Origin of the sequence: Streptococcus mitis bv. 2 str. SK95 (genome assembly GCF_000222705.1) — a bacterium.
Classification (GTDB): Bacteria; Bacillota; Bacilli; order Lactobacillales; family Streptococcaceae; genus Streptococcus; species Streptococcus mitis_AY.
Genome location: NZ_AFUB01000049.1, coordinates 1 through 22,339, shown reverse-complemented (window position 1 = coordinate 22,339; position 22,339 = coordinate 1). Strand labels below are relative to the sequence as shown.

General features: G+C 41.9%; 14 protein-coding genes and 2 pseudogenes. 5 read left to right on the top strand and 11 right to left on the bottom strand.

The annotated features are described in order from the left end of the window. Nucleotides 1-222: 222 nt before the first annotated feature. The 5 genes from HMPREF9965_RS09655 to HMPREF9965_RS09635 form a co-directional block, all read right to left on the bottom strand. Nucleotides 223-996, bottom strand: coding sequence for an HAD hydrolase family protein (locus HMPREF9965_RS09655; RefSeq protein WP_000673613.1), 774 nt, complete (start codon nt 994-996; stop codon nt 223-225). Nucleotides 997-1,000: 4 nt separating this feature from the next. Continuing rightward, nucleotides 1,001-1,858 carry a bifunctional methylenetetrahydrofolate dehydrogenase/methenyltetrahydrofolate cyclohydrolase gene (locus HMPREF9965_RS09650; RefSeq protein ID WP_000057218.1) on the bottom strand — a complete coding sequence of 286 codons (858 nt, stop codon included), beginning with the start codon at nt 1,856-1,858 and terminating at the stop codon, nt 1,001-1,003. 149 nt (nt 1,859-2,007) lie between these two features. After that, nucleotides 2,008-2,328: a TfoX/Sxy family protein gene (locus HMPREF9965_RS09645; protein ID WP_000168522.1), complete on the bottom strand. Its 321-nt coding sequence runs from the start codon at nt 2,326-2,328 to the stop codon at nt 2,008-2,010. A gap of 33 nt (nt 2,329-2,361) precedes the next feature. Beyond that, nucleotides 2,362-3,096, bottom strand: coding sequence for an amino acid ABC transporter ATP-binding protein (locus HMPREF9965_RS09640; RefSeq protein WP_000140930.1), 735 nt, complete (start codon nt 3,094-3,096; stop codon nt 2,362-2,364). Then, nucleotides 3,096-3,779, bottom strand: coding sequence for an amino acid ABC transporter permease (locus tag HMPREF9965_RS09635; RefSeq protein ID WP_001011626.1), 684 nt, complete (start codon nt 3,777-3,779; stop codon nt 3,096-3,098). The genes HMPREF9965_RS09640 and HMPREF9965_RS09635 overlap by 1 nt, the downstream gene beginning before the upstream one ends. A gap of 190 nt (nt 3,780-3,969) precedes the next feature. On the opposite strand from HMPREF9965_RS09635, the gene HMPREF9965_RS09630 reads away from it, so the two are divergent. The 4 genes from HMPREF9965_RS09630 to HMPREF9965_RS0102575 all read left to right on the top strand — a co-directional run bounded on the left by HMPREF9965_RS09630 (nt 3,970) and on the right by HMPREF9965_RS0102575 (nt 7,637). Beyond that, a complete protein-coding gene (locus tag HMPREF9965_RS09630; protein ID WP_000443577.1) occupies nt 3,970-4,200 on the top strand; it encodes a DUF1797 family protein in 231 nt (76 codons plus the stop codon). A 236-nt stretch (nt 4,201-4,436) separates the two neighbouring features. Beyond that, nucleotides 4,437-6,695 carry an ATP-dependent Clp protease ATP-binding subunit gene (locus HMPREF9965_RS09625; protein WP_000882474.1) on the top strand — a complete coding sequence of 753 codons (2,259 nt, stop codon included), beginning with the start codon at nt 4,437-4,439 and terminating at the stop codon, nt 6,693-6,695. A gap of 131 nt (nt 6,696-6,826) precedes the next feature. After that, entirely contained in the window at nt 6,827-7,279 is a 453-nt protein-coding gene (locus tag HMPREF9965_RS09620; RefSeq protein ID WP_000013078.1) for an NUDIX hydrolase, read from the top strand. Between the two features lie 58 nt (nt 7,280-7,337). Then, a complete protein-coding gene (locus tag HMPREF9965_RS0102575; protein ID WP_000767200.1) occupies nt 7,338-7,637 on the top strand; it encodes a DUF1827 family protein in 300 nt (99 codons plus the stop codon). Between the two features lie 67 nt (nt 7,638-7,704). On the opposite strand, the gene metK is transcribed toward HMPREF9965_RS0102575, so the two are convergent. From metK to HMPREF9965_RS09590, 6 genes and pseudogenes are all read right to left on the bottom strand, one after another. Continuing rightward, nucleotides 7,705-8,895, bottom strand: coding sequence for a methionine adenosyltransferase (metK, locus tag HMPREF9965_RS09615; RefSeq protein WP_000003923.1), 1,191 nt, complete (start codon nt 8,893-8,895; stop codon nt 7,705-7,707). Nucleotides 8,896-9,076: 181 nt separating this feature from the next. Further along, nucleotides 9,077-10,420 carry a DEAD/DEAH box helicase gene (locus tag HMPREF9965_RS09610; RefSeq protein ID WP_004243919.1) on the bottom strand — a complete coding sequence of 448 codons (1,344 nt, stop codon included), beginning with the start codon at nt 10,418-10,420 and terminating at the stop codon, nt 9,077-9,079. Nucleotides 10,421-10,685: 265 nt separating this feature from the next. After that, nucleotides 10,686-17,723 carry an SHIRT domain-containing protein gene (locus HMPREF9965_RS09605; RefSeq protein WP_000465979.1) on the bottom strand — a complete coding sequence of 2,346 codons (7,038 nt, stop codon included), beginning with the start codon at nt 17,721-17,723 and terminating at the stop codon, nt 10,686-10,688. A gap of 204 nt (nt 17,724-17,927) precedes the next feature. Continuing rightward, on the bottom strand, nt 17,928-18,743 hold the full coding sequence (locus HMPREF9965_RS09600; RefSeq protein WP_000670869.1) for an endonuclease/exonuclease/phosphatase family protein: 816 nt from the start codon (nt 18,741-18,743) through the stop codon (nt 17,928-17,930). 51 nt (nt 18,744-18,794) lie between these two features. Further along, nucleotides 18,795-20,981 (bottom strand): PTS transporter subunit IIBC, encoded by a 2,187-nt coding sequence (locus tag HMPREF9965_RS09595; protein ID WP_000973837.1) that lies wholly within the window; start codon nt 20,979-20,981, stop codon nt 18,795-18,797. Nucleotides 20,982-21,110: 129 nt separating this feature from the next. Then, nucleotides 21,111-21,719, bottom strand: a pseudogene (locus HMPREF9965_RS09590) (IS30 family transposase). 301 nt (nt 21,720-22,020) lie between these two features. Here HMPREF9965_RS09590 and HMPREF9965_RS12855 point away from each other — a divergent pair. Continuing rightward, nucleotides 22,021-22,339, top strand: a pseudogene (locus tag HMPREF9965_RS12855) (ISL3 family transposase); the annotation flags it as partial.

Below are 22,339 nucleotides of genomic sequence, written 5' to 3'. Positions count from 1 at the left end.
TCAAAACACACCTTATATTGCAATTATTTTCCATCAATTTGACCTAATAAAATATTATACAAGAAAAGTTCATTTAAAAGGAATAGTTGCAATGAAAATAGCTTTCGGTTCTAGACTCTTTCTACTACAAATTGAATTCCATTAATATCTTTTTCAAACTTCAAATTTATAGTTTATAGACTGCATTACTCTACATAAAAAGAAGGCGAACCTCCTTCTACACTATTTTCCCTTAAATTCCGCAAAGGTCTGTAAGATTTTAGCTGCCACTGCTGGAGAAGGTTCTCCTTTTAGCTCAAACGTTTCATCCGCATATGGAGTAAGGCCAGCAAAATCTCCTATCTGGACTGAATAGAGCGACGTTTTAAACAGTTCAATATCGTTTTGGTCATTTCCAAAAGCAATGAAATTCTCCCCACATAACTTTTCAACAGTTGTCGCCTTATGAGTATCCAAGGGATTAACATAAAGGCACTTTTCATGCGCATGATAAGACAGATGAGCCAGCTCCAGTCTTTCTAACTGACCAAGCAGGTCATCAATCAAATCCTCATGGTCTCCCATATAAACAACTACCTTAATCGGAGTACCCAAATCCTCGAGTTTCTGATGACGAGCTACCTTTAGGGGATCCACACTGGAAATAAATGGAATCTTCTCTACAATCTGACCACTATAGTCAAAGCAATCATCTACAAAGAAAGGGAGATTATAAGTCTGGCAATAATCCACTAGCGCCTGATAAACTCTGGCATAGAGATTCCTTTCGAAAACAGCCTTCCCTAGATGATAGGCTACGCCACCATTCAACCCTATGACCAAGCGCTGACTGAGTTCAGGGCCTAATAAACCCAAGCAATCCCGATAAGAGCGGGCTGAGGCAAACACAAGCTCATGCCCATAATCTTCAGCCTTTAAAAGAACCTGCTTAATCTCCTCATCTATGGTCATGTAATCAAAAGATAGCGTTCCATCCAGGTCAAATACGAATTTCATCTTCCTAGTCCTTGTTTAGTGTTCGAAGCGCTGCCTGATAGGTTTGCTCCATTAGCATGGTAATAGTCATAGGACCAACTCCACCCGGTACAGGTGTGATGTGACTAGCAAGTGGTGCAACGGCATCAAAGTCAACATCTCCACAAAGTTTGCCATTTTCATCTCGGTTCATCCCAACGTCAATGACAACCGCTCCTGGTTTGACAAAGTCAGCAGTCACAAACTTAGCACGACCGATTGCAACCACAAGAATATCTGCCTTAGCAGCAACCTTGGCAAGATGATGGGTACGTGAGTGAGTCAAAGTCACTGTTGCATTTTTAGCCAAAAGAAGCTGAGCCATTGGTTTTCCAACAATATTTGAACGACCGATAACAACCGCATTTTTACCTTCTAGATCAATCCCATATTCATGAAACATTTCCATAATTCCTGCAGGTGTCGAAGGAATCATAACTGGATGCCCAGACCAGAGACGCCCCATGTTTAGGGGATGGAAACCATCCACGTCTTTTTCGGGGTCAATGGCTAATAACACTGCTTCTTCGTCAATATGTTTAGGTAAAGGCAACTGGACCAAAATCCCATGCCAAGCTGGATCTTGATTGTACTTAGCAATCAAGTCTAACAATTCCGCTTGGGTAATGGTCTCTGGAACTCGCACTACTTCACTTCGGAAGCCAGCAGCAAGAGCTGATCGTTCCTTGTTACGAACATAGACTTGGCTGGCAGGATTGTCCCCCACCAAAATCACCACCAAGCCTGGAACTAGACCTGTTTCTTCTTTTAGTTTGGCAGTCTTTTCAGCCAACTGTTCTTGTAACTTAGCTGCAAGAGCCTTCCCATCAATAATCTGTGCCATATTTCTTCTCTTTTCTATCAAATATCTTCTATTATATCAAAAAAAACCTTGGCATTCTAACACTTCTTGACTAATAGACCTTATAGTTTGAAACTATAAGAAAAAGCTCTTATCGAGCTTTTAGTGCCTATTTATCTTAGGCGAATCGTTCATGTTTTCTTTTTAACCTTGGGAGCAGGCAAAACTTCGTACATCTCCTTGATTAGTCTCGCTAGAAATAACTTGTCTTCAAGGTCTTCTATTAAAATCATCTCCTTGGCTCCTTCATAAGGACGTTCAAGTCTTGTCTGCCCCAGTTGATCCATGACTACCTTCACAGGCTTCAATAACAAACGATTATCATAGATTCCCCCAATAATCTTCCCACGATAATAAAGGATATACTCTCCCATCATTGGACGATAACTCATCTCCTCTAACTCCGATAGCTGATCGAGAATAAAGGCTAAATATTCCTTACTTGAAGCCATGATTTCTACTCCACTTCTTCTAAAAATGAGGTCTTACAAAACCTTACTCAAAAAATCCTTGGTCCGTTGTTCTTGGGTTTGGTCAAAAACCTCCTCTGGCCTTCCATCTTCAACAACAACCCCATCTGCCATAAAGATGACACGGTCTGCTACCTCACGCGCAAAGCCCATTTCATGAGTCACAATCACCATGGTCATCCCTGACTTGGCGAGGTCTTGCATAACAGATAGAACTTCGCCAACCATCTCAGGGTCTAGGGCTGAAGTCGGTTCATCAAAGAGCAAAACGTCTGGCTCCATTGCCAGTCCACGTGCGATAGCAATCCGTTGTTGCTGCCCACCTGACAAATTCTGAGGATAGGCCATCGCCTTATCTGGCAAGCCAACTTTTTCTAACAGTTCCTGTGCTCTTTTCTCCGCAACTTTCTTGCTTTCACCTTTGGTTTTAATTGGTGACAAAGTGATGTTTTCCATGACCGTCATATTTGGAAAAAGGTTGAATTGTTGGAATACCATGCCCATCTTTTCACGCATAGCAAAAAGGTCATTTTTCTTATCTGTGATATCAACCCCTTCAAAGATAACCTTTCCCTTACTTGCTTCCTCGAGAAGATTCATCGAACGAAGAAGGGTTGATTTCCCGCTACCTGACGGACCGATAATTACCACGACTTCCCCTCTTTTGATCTCAAGGTCAATCCCTTTCAAGACTTCATTCTTCCCAAAAGACTTATGCAAGCCTTCGATTTTTATCAAGGTTTCTGTCATTATTTTTTGTCTCCTTGTCCAATGTAATTTTCAAATGCCTTCAAAGCCACTGTCAAAACAGAGGTCATAATCAAATAGTAACAGGCTGCAAATAAAAGAGGCGTTAAAGGTAGATAGGTCGTCGTTGCTACCGTTGTAGCTCCATTCCAAAGTTCCATGACTCCGATTGTTGACAAAAGCGAACTATCCTTGATAATGGTGATAAATTCATTTCCCAATGCTGGAAGAATATTTTTGATTGCCTGTGGCAAAATGACATAGCGCATGGCATTTTTAGGACGAATACCCAAGGAATAAGCTGCCTCCAACTGTCCTTTAGGAACTGCATTGATCCCTGCACGAACGGTTTCAGACACATAGGCACCACTGTTCATAGAAATAATCAGAATACCAGGAATCAAACGAGAAAGATCAACTCCTAAAATTCCCACTTGGATAGTCGGAGCGTTGATATGCATAAGGGCAAAGGCAATCATAATTTGCACCATCATCGGAGTTCCACGGAAAATCCATACATAGACATTTGCAAACCAGACAAGAGGTTTAAAACGTGAGCGTTGGGCAAAGGCCAATAAGACACCTAGAATGGTACCGAAAAAGACTACCAGAATTGAAATCACTACAGTGATAAGAGCACCATAATTAAAATAAGGTAAATACTTTGGTAAAAAGGAAAAATTCATATAAACTCAGCTTTCTAAATATCAGATTGTATGATTATAACATGCATTGAATTAAAATTCAATATTTTCCCACTGATTTTCACCAATAATTTTATGCAAAAGAGAAATAGCGAGAAATCTTAGTTTTTTCTAGTCAAGTCCCCGTGGTTTATGGTAAAATAGTAACGATAAGAAATGGAGGAGAATCATAATGGAATCACATTTGGTTAGAATCATTAACCGCCTAGAAGCAATGACAAAAGATGGTGGAAATCTAAAACGTAATTTTGAACGTGAAGGTGTTGTTGTCGCAGAAGTTGCATACAGCCACGACGAAGAAAACGGATCACTCTTCACCCTTCGCGATGTAGAGGCTCGTGAAACCTATACCTTTGATAGCATTGACTTGATTGCAATGGAGATCTACGAACTCCTTTACTAATATAAAAACAACGGGCAGTAAGGCCCGATGAATGAGAATCCTTTTTGTCACCACAAATGGGATTTTTTCTTACCTTCAAGTCGCTTAATCCTCCATAAATCCTTCTTTTAAAAACGACCACTTCCCAATCTTTTTACTTGCTTTACACCTTAATCATGCTATAATGGGAGTATAAAACTTTGACTATTTTTGACCTTTTTATTAAGCCAAGAATAAGAATGAAATGAGGTAGATGTATGCTCTGTCAAAACTGTAAAATAAACGACTCAACAATTCATCTGTATACCAATATCAATGGACAGCAAAAGCAAATTGATCTCTGTCAAAATTGCTATAAAATTATCAAAATGGATCCAAACAATACCCTCTTTAAAGGAATGACTGACCTAAACAATCGAGACTTTGATCCTTTTGGAGACTTTTTCAATGATTTGAATAATTTCAGAGCTTCTTCAAATAACGTTCCCCCAACTCAATCAGGTGGAGGATATGGGGGCGATGGGGGATACGGACCTCAAAACCGTGGTCCACTTCAAACACCTCCTAGCCAAGAAAGAGGACTCCTAGAGGAATATGGTATCAACGTAACTGAGATTGCCCGTCGTGGGGATATTGACCCTGTTATCGGTCGAGATGAGGAGATTATCCGTGTTATCGAAATTCTCAACCGTCGAACCAAAAACAATCCTGTCCTCATCGGTGAACCAGGTGTTGGTAAAACAGCAGTTGTTGAAGGTCTAGCTCAAAAAATTGTCGATGGTGATGTTCCCCATAAACTCCAAGGCAAGCAAGTCATCCGTTTGGATGTGGTCAGTCTAGTTCAAGGAACAGGTATTCGGGGCCAGTTTGAAGAACGTATGCAAAAACTCATGGAAGAAATTCGCAAACGCGAGGACATCATCCTCTTTATCGATGAAATCCATGAAATTGTTGGCGCAGGATCAGCAGGCGATGGCAATATGGATGCAGGAAATATCCTCAAACCTGCCCTTGCCCGTGGTGAATTGCAACTGGTCGGTGCCACTACTCTCAATGAATACCGTATCATTGAAAAAGACGCTGCCCTCGAGCGCCGTATGCAGCCTGTCAAGGTAGATGAACCAACTGTCGAGGAAACCATTACCATCCTCAAAGGGGTTCAAAAAAAATACGAAGACTACCATCACGTCAAGTACACAGACGCTGCTATCGAAGCAGCTGCAAATCTTTCCAACCGCTATATCCAAGACCGTTTCTTACCTGACAAGGCTATTGATCTGTTAGATGAAGCCGGTTCTAAGATGAATCTGACGCTGAACTTTGTGGATCCTAAAGTGATTGATCAGCGTTTAATTGAAGCTGAAAATCTCAAATCTCAAGCTACACGAGAGGAAGACTTTGAAAAAGCTGCCTATTTCCGCGATCAGATTGCCAAGTACAAGGAAATGCAGAAAAACAAGGTGACCGATCAGGATACTCCTATCATCAGTGAGAAAACAATCGAACATATCATTGAGCAGAAAACCAATATCCCTGTTGGGGAACTAAAAGAAAAAGAACAGTCTCAACTCATCCATCTAGCAGAGGACCTCAAGTCCCATGTTATCGGACAAGATGAGGCTGTCGATAAGATTGCCAAAGCCATCCGTCGTAATCGTGTTGGACTTGGAACTCCTAACCGCCCAATCGGAAGTTTCCTCTTTGTCGGACCAACTGGTGTCGGTAAGACAGAACTTTCCAAACAACTAGCCATTGAACTCTTTGGTTCTGCTGACAGCATGATTCGCTTTGATATGAGTGAATACATGGAAAAACACAGTGTGGCTAAATTAGTCGGAGCCCCTCCAGGCTATGTCGGCTACGATGAAGCTGGTCAGTTAACGGAAAAAGTTCGTCGCAATCCCTACTCTCTCATCCTTCTCGATGAAGTTGAAAAAGCCCACCCAGATGTGATGCACATGTTCCTCCAAGTCTTGGACGATGGTCGTTTGACTGATGGGCAAGGACGAACAGTTAGCTTTAAGGATGCCATCATTATCATGACCTCAAATGCGGGTACTGGTAAGGCCGAAGCCAGCGTTGGTTTTGGAGCTGCTCGTGAAGGTCGAACCAACTCTGTTCTCGGTGAACTCGGCAACTTCTTTAGTCCTGAGTTTATGAACCGTTTTGACGGCATCATCGAATTTAAACCTCTCAGCAAGGACAACCTTCTCCAAATCGTCGAACTCATGCTAGCAGATGTCAACAAACGCCTCTCCAGCAACAATATCCACCTCGATGTGACAGACAAGGTCAAGGAAAAGTTGGTTGACCTAGGATATGATCCAAAAATGGGAGCACGGCCACTCCGCCGTACCATTCAAGACCATATCGAGGATGCCATCACTGACTTCTACCTTGAAAATCCAAGTGAAAAAGACCTCAAGGCAGTCATGACAAGCAATGGTAAGATTCAAATCAAATCTGCCAAAAAAACTGAAAAAACAGAAGATATTGCTTCTGAAAAAGAAGAATAAAACGATCTAACAGGTGCAGGAAGTCTATCAATTTCTGCACCTTTTTTTACTAAAATAACTGTTTATTCTTGACAGCTAGCCCCTCGTCCATTATGATAATAATAAAGATACTAGAGAATGAGGAAAATGCAATGGCAAACCCAACTTTTGGTGATAAAAAAGAGAATGTGACCTACCAGCCCCGCTATGGTGTTTACGCAGTTATTCCTGATCCTGAAAAAAAACAAATTGTCTTAGTTCAAGCTCCCAATGGTGCTTGGTTCTTGCCAGGCGGAGAAATTGAAACAGGTGAAGACCATCAAGAAGCACTGAAGAGAGAACTAATCGAAGAACTTGGCTTTACAGCTGAAATCGGAACCTATTACGGACAAGCTGATGAGTATTTTTACTCTCGTCACCGTGATACCTACTACTACAATCCAGCTTATCTCTATGAAGCCACTTCTTTCCAAGAAGTACAAAAACCATTAGAAGATTTTAATCATATTGCTTGGTTTCCTATTGATGAAGCAATTGAAAAACTCAAACGTGGTAGCCACAAATGGGGAATTGAAGCTTGGAAAATTCAGCATAGAATTGACTAAAATACACGATTTTATCCAAAAAGTGCTATAATAGAGTTAGAAAATCGGAGGAACTATTATGAAGCTTATCAACACGACTAATTCACACTCGCAACTTGTTAAAAGTCAGCTAGAAAGTACCGACGCAACGCTTGTTGAGGTCTATTCCGCAGGAAACACCGACGTGATTTTCACACAAGCTCCGCTTCACTATGAAATCCTCATTTCCAACAAACACCGCACTATTCGTGAACCAGAAATCGAAACCATCCAAGATTTCTTCATGAAACGCAAAATCGATAAAGATAATATCGATGAAGCCAATATCAAGACGCTTTATTCAGATAAATTGATTGAAATTTCTATTCCTACAAAATAAGAAAGCCAGCCAAAAGCTGGTTTTCTTTTGCAATAAAAGATTGGTAGTTCCTACCAATCTTTTATTTTTATTTCACAGCTTCTTTCAAAGCATCTACCTTGTCCAAGCGTTCCCACGGAAGGTCAATATCTGTACGTCCCATGTGTCCATAAGCCGCTGTTTGACGGTAAATTGGACGTTTAAGGTTCAGCATTTGGATAATTCCTGCTGGGCGAAGGTCAAAGATTTGACGAGTCGCTTTTTCAAGCTTGCTTTCAGCTACCGTTCCTGTACCAAAGGTATCGATACGAACGGAAACAGGTTGCGCAACACCGATAGCATAGGCCAATTGAACTTCTGCCTTCTTAGCTAAACCTGCTGCAACGATATTTTTTGCAATATAGCGAGCAGCATAAGAGGCTGAACGATCCACCTTAGTCGCATCCTTACCAGAGAAGGCACCACCACCGTGACGAGAGTAGCCGCCATAAGTATCCACGATAATCTTACGGCCAGTCAAACCTGAGTCTCCTTGAGGTCCACCGATAACAAAGCGACCAGTTGGATTGATGAAGAATTTTGTTTGCTCATCCAAATAAGAGGATGGAATAACTTCTTTGATAACCTTGTTGATCACATCATTGTGGATTTGTTCGTTGCTGACATCTGGATCATGCTGAGTAGAAATAACGACTGTATCCACGCGCACTGGACGGTCATTTTCATCATACTCAACTGTAACTTGTGATTTGGCATCTGGGCGAAGATAGCTGATTTCACCAGACTTGCGAAGTTCTGCCAAACGACGAACCAGTTTGTGGCTAAGCGAGATTGGTAATGGCATGAGTTCCTCTGTCTCATCCACTGCAAATCCAAACATGAGACCTTGGTCACCAGCTCCGATTAAATCAAGCGGGTCTTGATCCGCATTTCCACGAACCTCCAAGGCTTCATTAACTCCTTGAGCAATGTCAGGAGATTGTTCCACCAAAGATGGGTGAACTCCCACCGTCTCCGCAGAAAATCCATATTCTGCATTGGTGTAACCAATCTCTGCAATGGTATCACGAACCACACGGTTGATATCCACATAGGCATTTGTAGAAATTTCACCAAAAACGTGGACAGAACCAGTATATACAGCTGTCTCAGCAGCAACGTGCGCCTCTGGATCCTTCGCTAAAATAGCATCCAAAATCGCATCTGAAATTTGGTCTGCAATCTTATCCGGATGCCCCTCAGATACAGATTCAGACGTGAATAATTTACGTTCTGACATAAAAATGTCCCCCCTTAAAAAATATTGTTATAGAGTTACAAAGTACTGATAGAAATTTCTACCATCTTATCGGGACTATATAACCTTATCATTATACCACTTTTTACTATTTTTTGCATTTTTTTAGAAAAATCTTAAAGAAAAGTAACAAAAAAGGAGCCATTCAGCTCCAATTTTGTTCTTAGAAAGTTTGGCGTTTGGCTTTTCGCTCAGCACGCCCACGTGCGCGATTTTCAGCACGCTTGGTTTTGCGGCGTTTTTCATCCACCGCCCATTGAATCTTCTTCTTATAGCCTGGTTTGACTTTTTTCTTTTTCTTTTTAACCAAGCCAATCATTTCAATATCAAGCTTATCTTGCTTCTTTTCACGATTGGCGCGACGATCACGGTCATAGGTATCTTGGAATTCTCCGTCTTTGACCATCTTAGGAATAAACTTGATCCCTAATTTCTCCAACTCACGAATATCCGAGTCATCACTTGGCTGGTAAAGGGTAATAGCTGTACCAGGTAGACCATTGCGCCCAGTTCGACCAACACGGTGGACAAAGAAGGACAAATCTTGCGGAATGGCATCATTGATGACATGACTGACACCTTCAATGTCAATTCCACGCGCTGCCAAGTCCGTTGCGACAATGTACTCAAAATCCAGATTTTTCACCTGATTCATGATCCGCTTGCGCTCACGAGGAGCAATATCTCCATGAATCTTTGCTACCTTCAATCCTTGAGCAGTCAAGTATGCATGCAATTCATCTGCCCGCGTCTTGGTATTCACAAAAATCATAGCCAGATAAGGTTGCATAACTTGAGTCAACTCATAAATCTGAGCATTCTTGTCACGACCCTTGTTCGAAATCAACCAATTATCAATCGTATCTGAGATGACTGTCTTAGTCTTGATTTTCTCCATGACAGGATTTGACAAGTATTTTTTCAAGAACGGTTGCAATTTTTGTGGAATAGTTGCTGAAAAGACCATGAATTGCAAGTCCTTAGGAAGGCTTCCTGCAATCTTGTCAACTGTCTCCAAGAATCCCATATCCAAGGTCATATCGGCTTCGTCTACGACAAAAGTCTTAGCCTTGTGAATGGCTAAATCATCAGATTTGACCAAGTCATAGATACGCCCTGGAGTCCCGATGACAATATGGGGTTGGTTGCTGGCAAGTTTTTCAATCTGACGCGCCTTATCCGTACCGCCAACATAGTTAACCACACGGACTTCGACATCTGAGTGGGCCGCAATCTGACGAGCCGCTTGGTAAATCTGAGTAGCTAACTCACGACTTGGAGCCGTAATGACCGCTTGCACACTATCACTAGTTTCATCTAATTGCTGGAAAATGGGTAGCAAGAAAGTGTGGGTCTTTCCTGAACCTGTTTTTGACTCGCCCACCAAATCACGACCCGCCAAGACAATAGGAATCAACTTTTCCTGAACTTCGGTAGGAGTTGTAAACTTCAACTCCTCCAAAGCCTTTTCTATGTAGTTTTTAAACTGAAATTTCGTAAATGACATATTATCCTCAATTCTATTCTTCCAACCATTATAACATATTTTGTTCTTTTTCTGTAGCCACACTTATCTGACCGATCATAAGGCTCTCAACTTCTCCAAATACCAATCTTAGACTTGAGATCACACATTTGCTTTCTATCCAAAATGCAAAAAGAGAAGACCAAATTGGTCTTCTCTCAGCCTTCAGCTTGCGACTCAGATAGATTTGTCAAACAGTTGCTTAACAATCTTGTAAAAGTCGAAAGCTTCTAGATAAAATTAGTGCTTAATCATCTTTCCGCTTGCGACCAAGAAGCAATGCTGCTAGACCTGCAAGAAGAGAACTAGTCATTAGTCCAGTGAGTGAAAGCGGTGCAGTGCTACCTGTGTTTGGTAATGTAGCTTGTTTTGCCTTTTCTCCTGCTGGACTTTGAGCTGGTGGATTATCTTCAGGTTTTCTTGGTTGTTCTGGTTGAAGTCTATTTGCCTGATTATTATCAGCCCCCTGCTCTTCCCCTAGCTTCACTGGTGGAACTGGATTTGGTTGAGGTACTGGTTGCGGAACCGGTTGTGGTTGTGGCGTTGGTGCAGGCTGTGGTTGTGGACTAGGATCTTGCTTAGCTTCAAAGACCCACTTACCGACGAAGGTTAGATTTGCCCCCTCTTCCACTTCTTGGTAACCTAGGAATGTCCATGTACCATTTGCAACAGCTACCTCTACAGGCATCGGTGCTTCTGGAACAAAAGCAATCGCTGCAGAAGAACTTGTAGTATATGTTCCACTTTGTGGAAGTAAGCTCAATACTTCTGCTGGCAAATTGTTGTCTGCGGTTGCACTTTCGAAGCGATAAGTCACTTGATAGGTTTCAGTTACCGGTGCAGGTAAAACATTAACTGGTACAGGAACTTCAGTAGAAGAACCATCTGGATAATCAACTCGTACTTTACCTGTGTAAGTTCCTGATTTTGTTGTGTCAATTTGACCTGCAGGTGTAATATCCACTACCTTAGTGCCAGCTGGAAGGCTTGACAAGTTCGTCACATTATCGGTCAAGTCAGGTGTTTGTCCAACCTTGATAGTCTCTTCCGTTACCTGAGGCGTATAAGTTTCAGCGTTTGTCGGATTCGCCTTGAATTCCCACTTACCGACGAAGACTACATTTGCCTTGTTGACAACGGCGCTAGCTGCGTCATAGCCCTTGAAGGTCCAAGTACCATCGTTCACAGTATCTGTGTATGTGGTTTGAGATGGTTGTTGAGCGGAAACAGAGGCACCATTCACATATCTTGCACTGTCGCTTGGTGTTAAGGCTGCGATGGTTGCTGGAAGAGCTTTCCCTGATGTTGCGCTCTCGAAGCGGTAAGCTGCTTGGTACTTGTTAGCTTCAAAGGACCATTTTCCTACAAACTCGACATCGGCCTTGTTGACAACGGCGCTAGTTGCATCGTATCCCTTGAAGGTCCAAGTGCCGTCATTCACTGCATCTGTATAGATTCTATCAGATGGTTGCTTAGCGGAAACAGAGTCTCCATTCACATAAGTTGCACTGTCACTTGGAGTCAATGCTGCGATGGCTGCTGGAAGAGACTTACCTGCTGTCTCGCTCTCGAAGCGATAAGTAGCTTGGTACTTCTTAGCTTCAAAGGCCCATTTGCCTACAAACTCTACATTTGCCTTGTTGACAACGGCGTTAGCTGCGTCGTAACCCTTGAAGGTCCAGATGCCGTCGTTCACTGCGTCGGTGTAAGTGGTTTGAGATGGTTGCTGAGCGGAAACAGAGGCACCATTCACATAAGTTACACTGTCACTTGGAGTCAATGCTGCGATGGCTGCTGGAAGAGACTTACCTGCTGTCTCACTCTCGAAGCGGTAAGTAGCTTGGTACTTGTTAGCTTCAAAGGTCCATTTACCTAAAAACTCAACATCGGCCTTGTTTACGACTGCATTGGCTGCGTCGTAACCCTTGAAGGTCCAAGTGCCGTCGTTCACTGCGTCGGTGTAAGTGGTTTGGGATGGTTGTTTAGCGGAAACAGAGGCACCATTCTCATAAGTTGCACTGTCGCTTGGAGTCAAGGCTGCGATGGCTGCTGGAAGAGCTTGACCTGCTGTCTCACTCTCGAAGCGGTAAGTAGCTTGATACTTGTTAGCTTCAAAGGTCCATTTGCCTACAAACTCCACATTTGCCTTGTTTGCGACTGCATTGGCTGCGTCGTAGCCCTTGAAGGTCCACGTGCCATCGTTCACTGCGTCGGTGTATGTAGTTTGAGATGGTTGCTGAGCGGAAACAGAGGCACCATTCACATATCTTGCACTGTCGCTTGGGGTTAAGGCTGCGATGGCTGCTGGAAGAGCTTGACCTGCTGTCTTGCTCTCGAAGCGGTAAGTAGCTTGATACTTGTTAGCTTCAAAGGACCATTTTCCTACAAACTCCACATTTGCCTTGTTCACGACTGCATTAGCTGCGTCATAACCCTTGAAGGTCCATGTGCCGTCGTTCACAGTATCTGTGTATGTGGTTTGAGATGGTTGTTTAACTGAAACAGAGGCACCATTCACATATCTTGCACTGTCGCTTGGGGTCAATGCTGTGATGGTTGCTGGAAGAGTCTTACCTGCTGTCTCACTCTCGAAGCGGTAAGTAGCTTGATACTTGTTAGCTTCAAAGGACCATTTCCCTACAAACTCAACATCGGACTTATTGACTACAGCGCTAGCTGCGTCATAACCCTTGAAGGTCCAAGTGCCGTCGTTCACTGCGTCGGTGTAAGTGGTTTGGGATGGTTGTTGAGCGGAAATAGAAGCACCATTCACATAAGTTGCACTATCGCTTGGTGTCAAGGCTGCGATGGCTACTGGAAGAGATTTCCCTGATGTTGCGCTCTCGAAGCGGTAAGTTGCTTGGTACTTGTTAGCTTCAAAGGTCCATTTCCCTACAAACTCAACATCGGACTTATTGACTACAGCGCTAGCTGCGTCATAACCCTTGAAGGTCCAAGTGCCGTCGTTCACTGCGTCGGTGTAAGTGGTTTGGGATGGTTGCTGAGCGGAAACAGAGGCACCATTCACATAAGTTACACTGTCACTTGGAGTCAAGGCTGCGATGGCTGCTGGAAGAGTCTTACCTGATGTTGCGCTCTCGAAGCGGTAATTTGCTTGATATTTGTTAGCTTCAAAGGACCATTTCCCTACAAACTCTACATTGGCCTTGTTTACGACTGCATTGGCTGCGTCGTAACCCTTGAAGGTCCATGTGCCGTCGTTCACTGCGTCGGTGTATGTGGTTTGAGATGGTTGTTGAGCGGAAACAGAGGCACCATTCACATAAGTTGCACTGTCACTTGGAGTCAAGGCTGCGATGGCTGCTGGAAGAGATTTCCCTGATGTTGCGCTCTCGAAGCGGTAATTTGCTTGATATTTGTTAGCTTCAAAGGACCATTTCCCTACAAACTCTACATTGGCCTTGTTTACGACTGCATTGGCTGCGTCATAACCCTTGAAGGTCCAAGTGCCGTCGTTCACTGCGTCGGTGTAAGTGGTTTGAGATGGTTGTTGAGCGGAAACAGAGTCACCATTCACATATCTTGCACTGTCACTTGGAGTCAAAACGCTGATGTCTGCTGGAAGAGCCTTACCTGATGTTGCGCTCTCGAAGCGGTAAGTAGTTTGGTACTTATTGGCTTCAAACTTCCACTTACCTGTGAAAGTCAAATCAGCTTTTTTCACAATCTTACTTTTGGCATCGTAACCAACGAAAGTCCAGGTACCATCGTTCATATCATCTTTGTAAGTCGTTTTAGTCAACTCTTCTGGTACAACTTTTTGCATGTTGTAATAGGTTGAGCTATCTTTCGGTGCTTTCTTCTGGATAAATTCAGGCAAATCAACACCAGATGTAACACTTACAAAAGTATAGCTTACATGATGCGGTCTAGGCGTTACTTCCCAGATACCCGTAAATGTCACACGCTTGCCATTATAGGTCGCATTCTTCTGATCATATCCTTTGAAGGTCCAGACATAATCTTTTTCTTCGTCAACTACCGATTCTTTAGCAGGTTGTTTGGCTACAATGGTGTCACCAACCTTATAAGAAACCTCATCACTTGGCAGCATTCCCAAAATACTTTGTGGCAATGGAACACCTGCTTTAGATGATTTGAATACATATTCTGGATTTGGAGTAGGTACCCAGCTTCCAAGGAAAGTCTGTCTGCCTTCTCCTACAACAATTTTTTCTTTATCGTATCCTGCAAATGTCCAAGTCACTTTATTCGCTGTATCAACATAAGTCGTTTCACTTGGTTGTTCAGCCAGAATTTCCTTAGGATATAACTTGTAATCATAAGGATTTTTCGGAGTCAACTTGGTGATATGATCTGGTAGTGCAAAAGCAGGATTAGTTGATTGGAACTGATAGTCTATACCATTTGGCGTAAAGCTCCAAGCTCCTGTGATGGTCTTCACTTTCGTACCTGCAATAGCTTTTCCGTATTTATCCGCATCAAAACCATGGAAGGTCCATGTACCTGTCGGAACAGTTACTGTCGATGTGTCAAGTTTGCTGGCATCTTTGTAATCGTCAGCTCGTGCAACGAAATCAGTGCCAGCTGGAAGCATATCGCGAATCTTGTTTGGAAGAGGATAAGCAGGAGTCGAGTTAGTAAATTTATACTCCACTCTGTAGATTGTATCAGACTGATCAGTAGGAACCAAAATCCATCTTCCTCTAAAGATAACGTCTCCTGTCCCTACTGTTTTCACACGTGGAGAAATAGTCGTATTATCATCTTCATAGTAGTCATCAAATACCCAAGTTCCTCTACCATCTGGATCCTCAATTCTTGTTTTAGACGGCATTTTAACGCGAGCTTTTTCACCCTTGACAAATTCTCTTTCATAAGTGATTAGATCAAACAAAGTTGATGGTGGATAGATTAAATTACCAGAAGAATCTTTTGAATCTGTATAGAAGTCATAGTAGACACTATGCTTAGTCGGTTCAAAGACCCAGTGGAAAGTGTAAGTAGAGTCCTCATCATCAGTTGGATTTTCTATCTTCTCAGGAGCAATAAACTTCCAAGTACCATCATTATCATCATCTGTGTATGTATAAAAACTTCCAATGACATATCTAACATTATCAGAATAATCTTTCGGAGATGTCGTGATAGGAGCTGGAATTTGTGCCTTCAGATCATCTGGAATAGTCTTCCCTGGAGTATCACTGACAAAGTCAAAGGAAACAGTCTTATCTCTGTGTGGTGCGAAAGACCATTTACCTGTAAAGAGAACTTTATCTTGATTAACTACCTTGCTATTAGCGTCATAGCCATCAAATTTCCAAGTACCCTCGTTATCAAAGTCCATGTAGGTCGTCTCACGTGGATATTCCGCATATACAGTATCGCCATTTTCGTAAGTATTTGTATTACTTGGCGTCAAGGCCTTAACTGCAGCTGGTAGAGTTCGACTAGGATCTGAGCTAACAAACTCATAGTTTTCTGAGTACTTATCCGCTACAAAAGTCCAAGTACCTGTAAACTTAAGGTTCCATCCATCGTGCTCCCAGTCGCTCACTGGTTTTTTAGTAAAATCGTAGCCTGTAAAGGTCCAGGTACCCTTGTTAACTGCATCATAGTAGGACTCTTGAGTCGGTCTAACAGACTGAACCATCTCACCTTTCGGGTATTTCTTTCTCTTTGCATACTCCCATTCAGGCATATCTACCGGCTTCAGATTATTGATCTCAGCAGGTAGTGCTTTGCCAGCAGTTCCACTAAGAAATTCGTAAGTCGGTTTCCGAGGAACCCCTTTAAATACAAACTCCAATGGTATTGTAACTTTTGGTATTTCTCCATAAGTAGCCGCCCGCTCTAGTTCACGACTGAAGGTTAAATCCACTATATCTTCCTCAAAGGTCCAATTTCCTTCATTTTCCGCATCATAGAAGGGTTTGTAGACACCTTGAGCTTCATCGTAGCGAAGCAAAGCTGCTACCGTATCCCGTATATCTTTAGGTAAATGCTCATGACGTTTATCAAACTGATTGAGAGAAAGCTTGTAATCGTATAGCTTACTTTCTAGATCTTTTATCTCCTTAGGAAGAGGTAATTTATATTCGTCACGTGAAGTCTTAGGACTACTTGGTAAATTATAAAAATTCTCAAAATCATACTGGTTCATAGGCTTGTAGGATACAGTGACATCCTCAAAGTATTTCCAAGTTCCTACGAACTCCACATCGCCATTGTTTGCCACTTTACTTGGAGCATCAAAGCCAGTCAAAGCCCAATAGCTTTTTCGGTTAGGGTATTCTTCTGAAGTATAAAAAACATAGTGAAATTCTTTTGGTCTTACTACTTCTCCATCTGCAAATCTTCTCTTATCTTCTGGACTCCAGTTTGCAACATAGGGTGGCGGAGTTTTTCCAGGTGAACCATTAACTGCTCTATAGGTAGCCTTGTATGGTGTTGGTGTATATTCCCACTTACCTGTGAAGAAAACATCATCTTTGTCAATCACCTGACTATCATAGTCATAGCCCTTAAAGGTCCATCTACCACTTCCATCATTCTCTACATAAGTTGTTTCAGTTGGCTGGATGGCCTTTACTTTATCACCCTTTTTGTAGATTTTTGTGTCTTCTGGCTTCAAGTAGTTCAGACCAAACGGAACCGTTTTTCCTGGTGTAGCACTTTCAAACTCATAAAGTGCCGAGTGAGGAGTCTTATCCTTGTCTGGGATGAACTTCGGATTTTTATCACGAAGACCTGAATTGACAAAAGTCACGAGATTGCGATAAACTTTATCAATTTCTTCTTGCTTTGTCGCAGTTTGAAGCACACCATCTGCAGCTGTCATTACACCATTCAAGATTTCTAGACTATCGTCTGTCTTACTTGAAAAGTCCTTGCTACGCAACTCTTTGAGGTAGTTCTCCAAAGTGCTCTTATTGAGACTAGCATTTGCTGGAGTTGCTTGAGCAGTGGCTGCAGCTGGCTGACTTGTACCTGTAGCTGGCTGAGCATTTTTAAAAGCAGTCGAATCTGTTGCTTGACTTGTCTCTGTCGCAGCAGGTGCAGCAGACTTCAAAGCAACTTGGCTTTCCTTCTGGAATTCTGCTTGCTCTGTTGCAGAAGAGACCACCGAGACCTGATTCTCTGCTTTATTCTCCACTTGTTCAGTAGTTGCAAGCTCATCAGCTTGAGCGACTTGAGCGACTCCAAGCGCCGCAGGCGCAAACAAAAATCCAATCGCAAGTGACACAGTAGCAACTGACAATTTGCGGATTGAATATTTTATCTTTCTATCCTGAAAAAACATTCCAGTCCTCCTTTTATTTCATTATTTTCATTCTATCATAAATAGTTAATATTAGCGATTTTTTTTGACCGTAAATTTTTAAAAACTTATTTGTGGATATTTCCTCATAATATACAAATATACAAAAAACTCCTTCTCCAAAATAGTAATTATAGAGATTTTTGTAAAAAAATGAAAGGAATCTCTCCCTTTCATTTTTTGCTTTTATTTCCAATTTAATACCGCATTCAAACCATAATGATCGCTGACTTGTGGACTATTCTGACCATCAAAAACTACATGCAAGCTTTCTACTTCTAACTCTTTCGTTGTAAAGACATAGTCAATTCGAAGCGGTTCGGCATTGCCTTTCCAACCATCAATTTCTGGTGGTACTGTATAGCTACCACTTCTCTCCTTAGCTACTTCAAAAGCATCTTGTAACTCTAGAGGACTAGCTAGAATCGCTTGATAGCCTTCCTGACCAGCTGGGTTATTGAAATCACCAGCTAAAATCAGAGGTTTGTTCAAATCTTTCAGCACAGCCTCAAATCGTGCCCATTCTTCCTGGAAACCTTTATCCCACCAAGAAAGATGGACACTTGCAAGAGCAAGCTCCTTCCCTTCAACTTCTGTCTCTGCCAAGGCGACACGGCGAGTATGGTAGTCAGTTGGATCATCCACATCTGAAACTAAAATCTCACGTGCTTGAATAGGCGTTTTAGATAAGATTGCCACACCTTCATGGTAGCGGTCATAGCCGATATGATTGTAAGCCCAAGTCCAGTAGTAGGTCTTCTCCTTCTCAGCCAACTTTTCAACCAAAAGTCTCACATAGTGGTCTTGATGAATGGGTTCTGCCGCTGGTAAAGCTTGATAGAGGTCATCAACCTCCACTTCTGGAGAAGTAATTTCTTGATTGATTTCTTGGAAACAAATCAAATCATAGTCTTTTTCAAGAATATCCTGGAGCAAGAGCTGGAATTTTTCCTCTGCTTCCTTCTCCATCCAACTGTGGGTATTGAGTGTTAAAAATTTCATGCTTTTCTCCTAAAATAAGAGGTTGGAAAACAGCTTCCAACCTCAAGTATATTACAATTCTACTTTAGCAACTGCTGTTTTAGCTGCAAGAGAACCAGTTTGTTCTAATTTAACAGATTTGAGAACATCTCCATTTGTGAAGACAACCACTGTTGAAGTTTCACGACCTGCTGCACGGATAGCATCCAAGTCAGCTGTGACAAGAAGATCACCAGCAGCAACCTTTTGTCCTTCAGAAACGTGAACTGTGAATGGTTTTCCTTCAAGGCTTACAGTATCCAAACCAATGTGAACAAGTACTTCAAGACCTGCTTCAGTCACAAGACCAAGAGCATGTTTTGTAGGGAAGATACTTGATACAGTACCTGTAACTGGAGATACGATATTTCCATTTGCTGGTTCTACCGCAAATCCGTCACCCATCATTTTTTGAGCAAAAACTGGGTCTTTCACTTGTTCCAAGGCAATGACTTGACCATCAGCTACTGAGTAAACTTCCTCAGTTACACCCTTGAAATGTACAGTATTTTGTTGAGCTTCCGTCATTTGGCTTGGAAGAGTTTCAGGAATAACCTCACCTGAGTCAAGGATATCTTGGATATCAGATTTCAATACGTCAGCTTTTGGTCCGTAGATAGCTTGGACGCCTTGTCCTTTCATGACAAGACCCATAGCTCCTTCAGCTTTCCATTGTTCCTCAGTACCAACACGATCTGCATCTTTAACAGTTACACGAAGACGGGTCATACATGCATCTACATCTACGATGTTTGCACGTCCACCAAGAAGGTTAATGACGTTTACAGCTTGAGAAGCAGCTGCAACTTTTGTTTCACCTGAAGCAGCTCCTTCTGAAGCTCCTTCAGCAGTTTCATAGTTTCCGTTACGTCCTGGAGTTGCATAGTTGAATTTTTGAATCATGAAGTTTGCGATAAAGTACATGATTACAGCAAAGAGAACAGTTACCCAGATAAAGTTAACGATATCCATACCAATACCAGCATTAATTGCTAGTGGTGTACGAGTCAAGAATTCAATTGAACCGAATGAGTGGACACGAAGGTGAACAATATCTGCCATAGCAAAGGCAGCACCTTGAACTACTGCATAAACAAGGTAAAGCGGTGTTGCGATGAACATGAACATATACTCGATTGGTTCAGTAACCCCTGTCAAGAATGTTGCAAGAGCTGTCGCAATCATCATACCTTTATATTGATGTTTCTTATCAGCATCGACATTACGGTAGATAGCCACGATCACACCCATCAAGATACCGAATGAACCGATCATTTGACCAACTTTGAAACGAGCTGGAGTGATAGTTGTAAGAAGGTGTTGGTATTGGTCAGCATTTGAACCTTTAAGGTTAACAAGGTCTGTTACCCATGCAAGCCATAGTGGGTCTTGACCAAATACTTGAGTACCTTTAGCTGCACCAGTTAAAATGTCATAAGTACCACCAAGAGCTGTGTAGTTCATTGGGATAGTCAACATATGGTGAAGACCAAATGGCAAGAGCAAACGTTCCAAGGTACCATACAAGAATGGTGCGAGAACTGGCGCAGTTTCTTGTGAGTTGGCAATCCAGATACCAAAGCTATTGATACCTGTTTGAACTACTGGCCAGAAAGCAGCAAGTAGAATTGCAGCGATTGCTGAACGAAGAATAACAACAAACGGTACAAAACGTTTCCCGTTGAAGAATGAAAGTGCGTCTGGAAGTTTACGGTAGTTGTAGTATTTGTTAAAGGCAGTTGCCCCTACAAAACCAGAGATAATCCCTACAAAAACACCCATGTTCAATGCTGGTGCTTCAAGAACACTGATGAAGTAATCAGCAACTTTGATTGAGCCTCCAAAGAGAGTAGTGACCATAGCCTCAGGGTTTTTCAGCATATCACTTGTAACTCCAAAGATAGTACCAGTGATACGGTTAATCAAGATGAAGGCAAGACCAGCGGCGAAAGCACCACCAGCGCGCTCTTTAGCCCAGCTTCCTCCAATAGCGAGGGCAAACAAAATATGAAGGTTACCGATAACCCCCCAACCAATTTGCTCTAGTACGCCACCAGTAATAACTAGGGGAGCAAGGTTTGGGTCAATCATTGCAAGTGACTTACCGATTGAAATCATCAATCCAGCGGCTGGCATAACAGCGATAACCACCATCAAAGCCTTACCGAATTTCTGCCAAAACTCGAAAGACAAGACATTTTTGAATGTAGCTTTCATCATTCAAATCTCCTTTATTTTATTTAGGCAAACGTTTTACGAAAACGTTTGCACTTGTTTATACTCTAATTATACCACTTTATTTTTTTTGTAAAGGCTTTTATAAAAAAATTTTCCGTTTTTCTTAAATTTTTATACAAGGCTAAATTTCAAGTTCAAGTTAGCCAGCAAGCAGTCTTCTCTGGGCGACTTGTAGTCCAAGCATTTTTTAGGATAGTTATTGATCCAGTTTTCGATGGAGGCGACTTCTTTGGAAGTCGTTTTCTTGGTTCCTTTAGGTAACTATCTACGAATGAGCCTGTTGTGATTCTCATTGGTTCCCCTTTCCCAAGAGGCATAGGGGTGTGCATAGTAGATATGTTCCTTAGAAAACACATCAGATAAGCGGTTGAATTCGGCTCCATTATCTGCCGTGATGGAAAGAATCTTGTGTTGTCTTAAGATAAGTTTTAGAGCCTGATTGACAGACTCAGCGATTTTATTTGGAATTGATCGAATGATTTGGTGTCTGCTCCTTTGATCCGTCAAGGCCAGTAGACAGTAGTTTTTCGCTTTGAAACATCCCTTTCCAATACATTGTAGGACTGTACCACGCTTGATTTCATTGTGGATGGTCTGAGGAGCTTTTCCAAGTAGAGAGGCGATTTCTCTATTTGATTTCTCTTCTAATTTCCATCGTTCGATTAAGCGACGACTATGGATTGTCAAGTGTTTAGCTTTTGTAGTATAATTGATTTGCATCTCTGTGCCTTTCTTGTGTTTGTGGTGAACAACAAGTCTAACACAGAGGTGTTTTCTTATGCCTATAACTAGATTTCATTTAACAACATAGACTAGTTGAACCAGCTCATTTTTAGGAAAGTTGGCTGGCTAACTTCATTATAGAACTTTCAATTTTTATACAAGCGCTAAAAGAAGAAGCTCTATAATATTTGTAGTGGGTAAATCCCCTATAGATATTATGGAGCCTATTTTGTTGTAGAAAAAAGTCCCATATGACCTATAATGAAAAGCGACTAAACAACTCATTAGAAAGATTCATATGGAACCATTACATTTTATCATAAAACTACTCGGTATTAAAGATCCTAATATCCAGATTCTAGATATCATCAATATGGATACTCACAAGGAAATCACTGAAGAAATATGATTTTCAAAAACCGTCTAAGATTCCTTCCCCTGAAACGACTGGCATGCCTACTAGAATTCTCCTTAAAAACGCCGTTTAAAGTGCTATCATTGCTCAAAAACTAGTTGAAAAAACTTCTATGACCGATATCGCTCATCAGCTGTCCATTTCAACTTCAACCGTCATTCGCAAGCTCAATGACTCTCACTTTAAACATGACTTTAGCCGA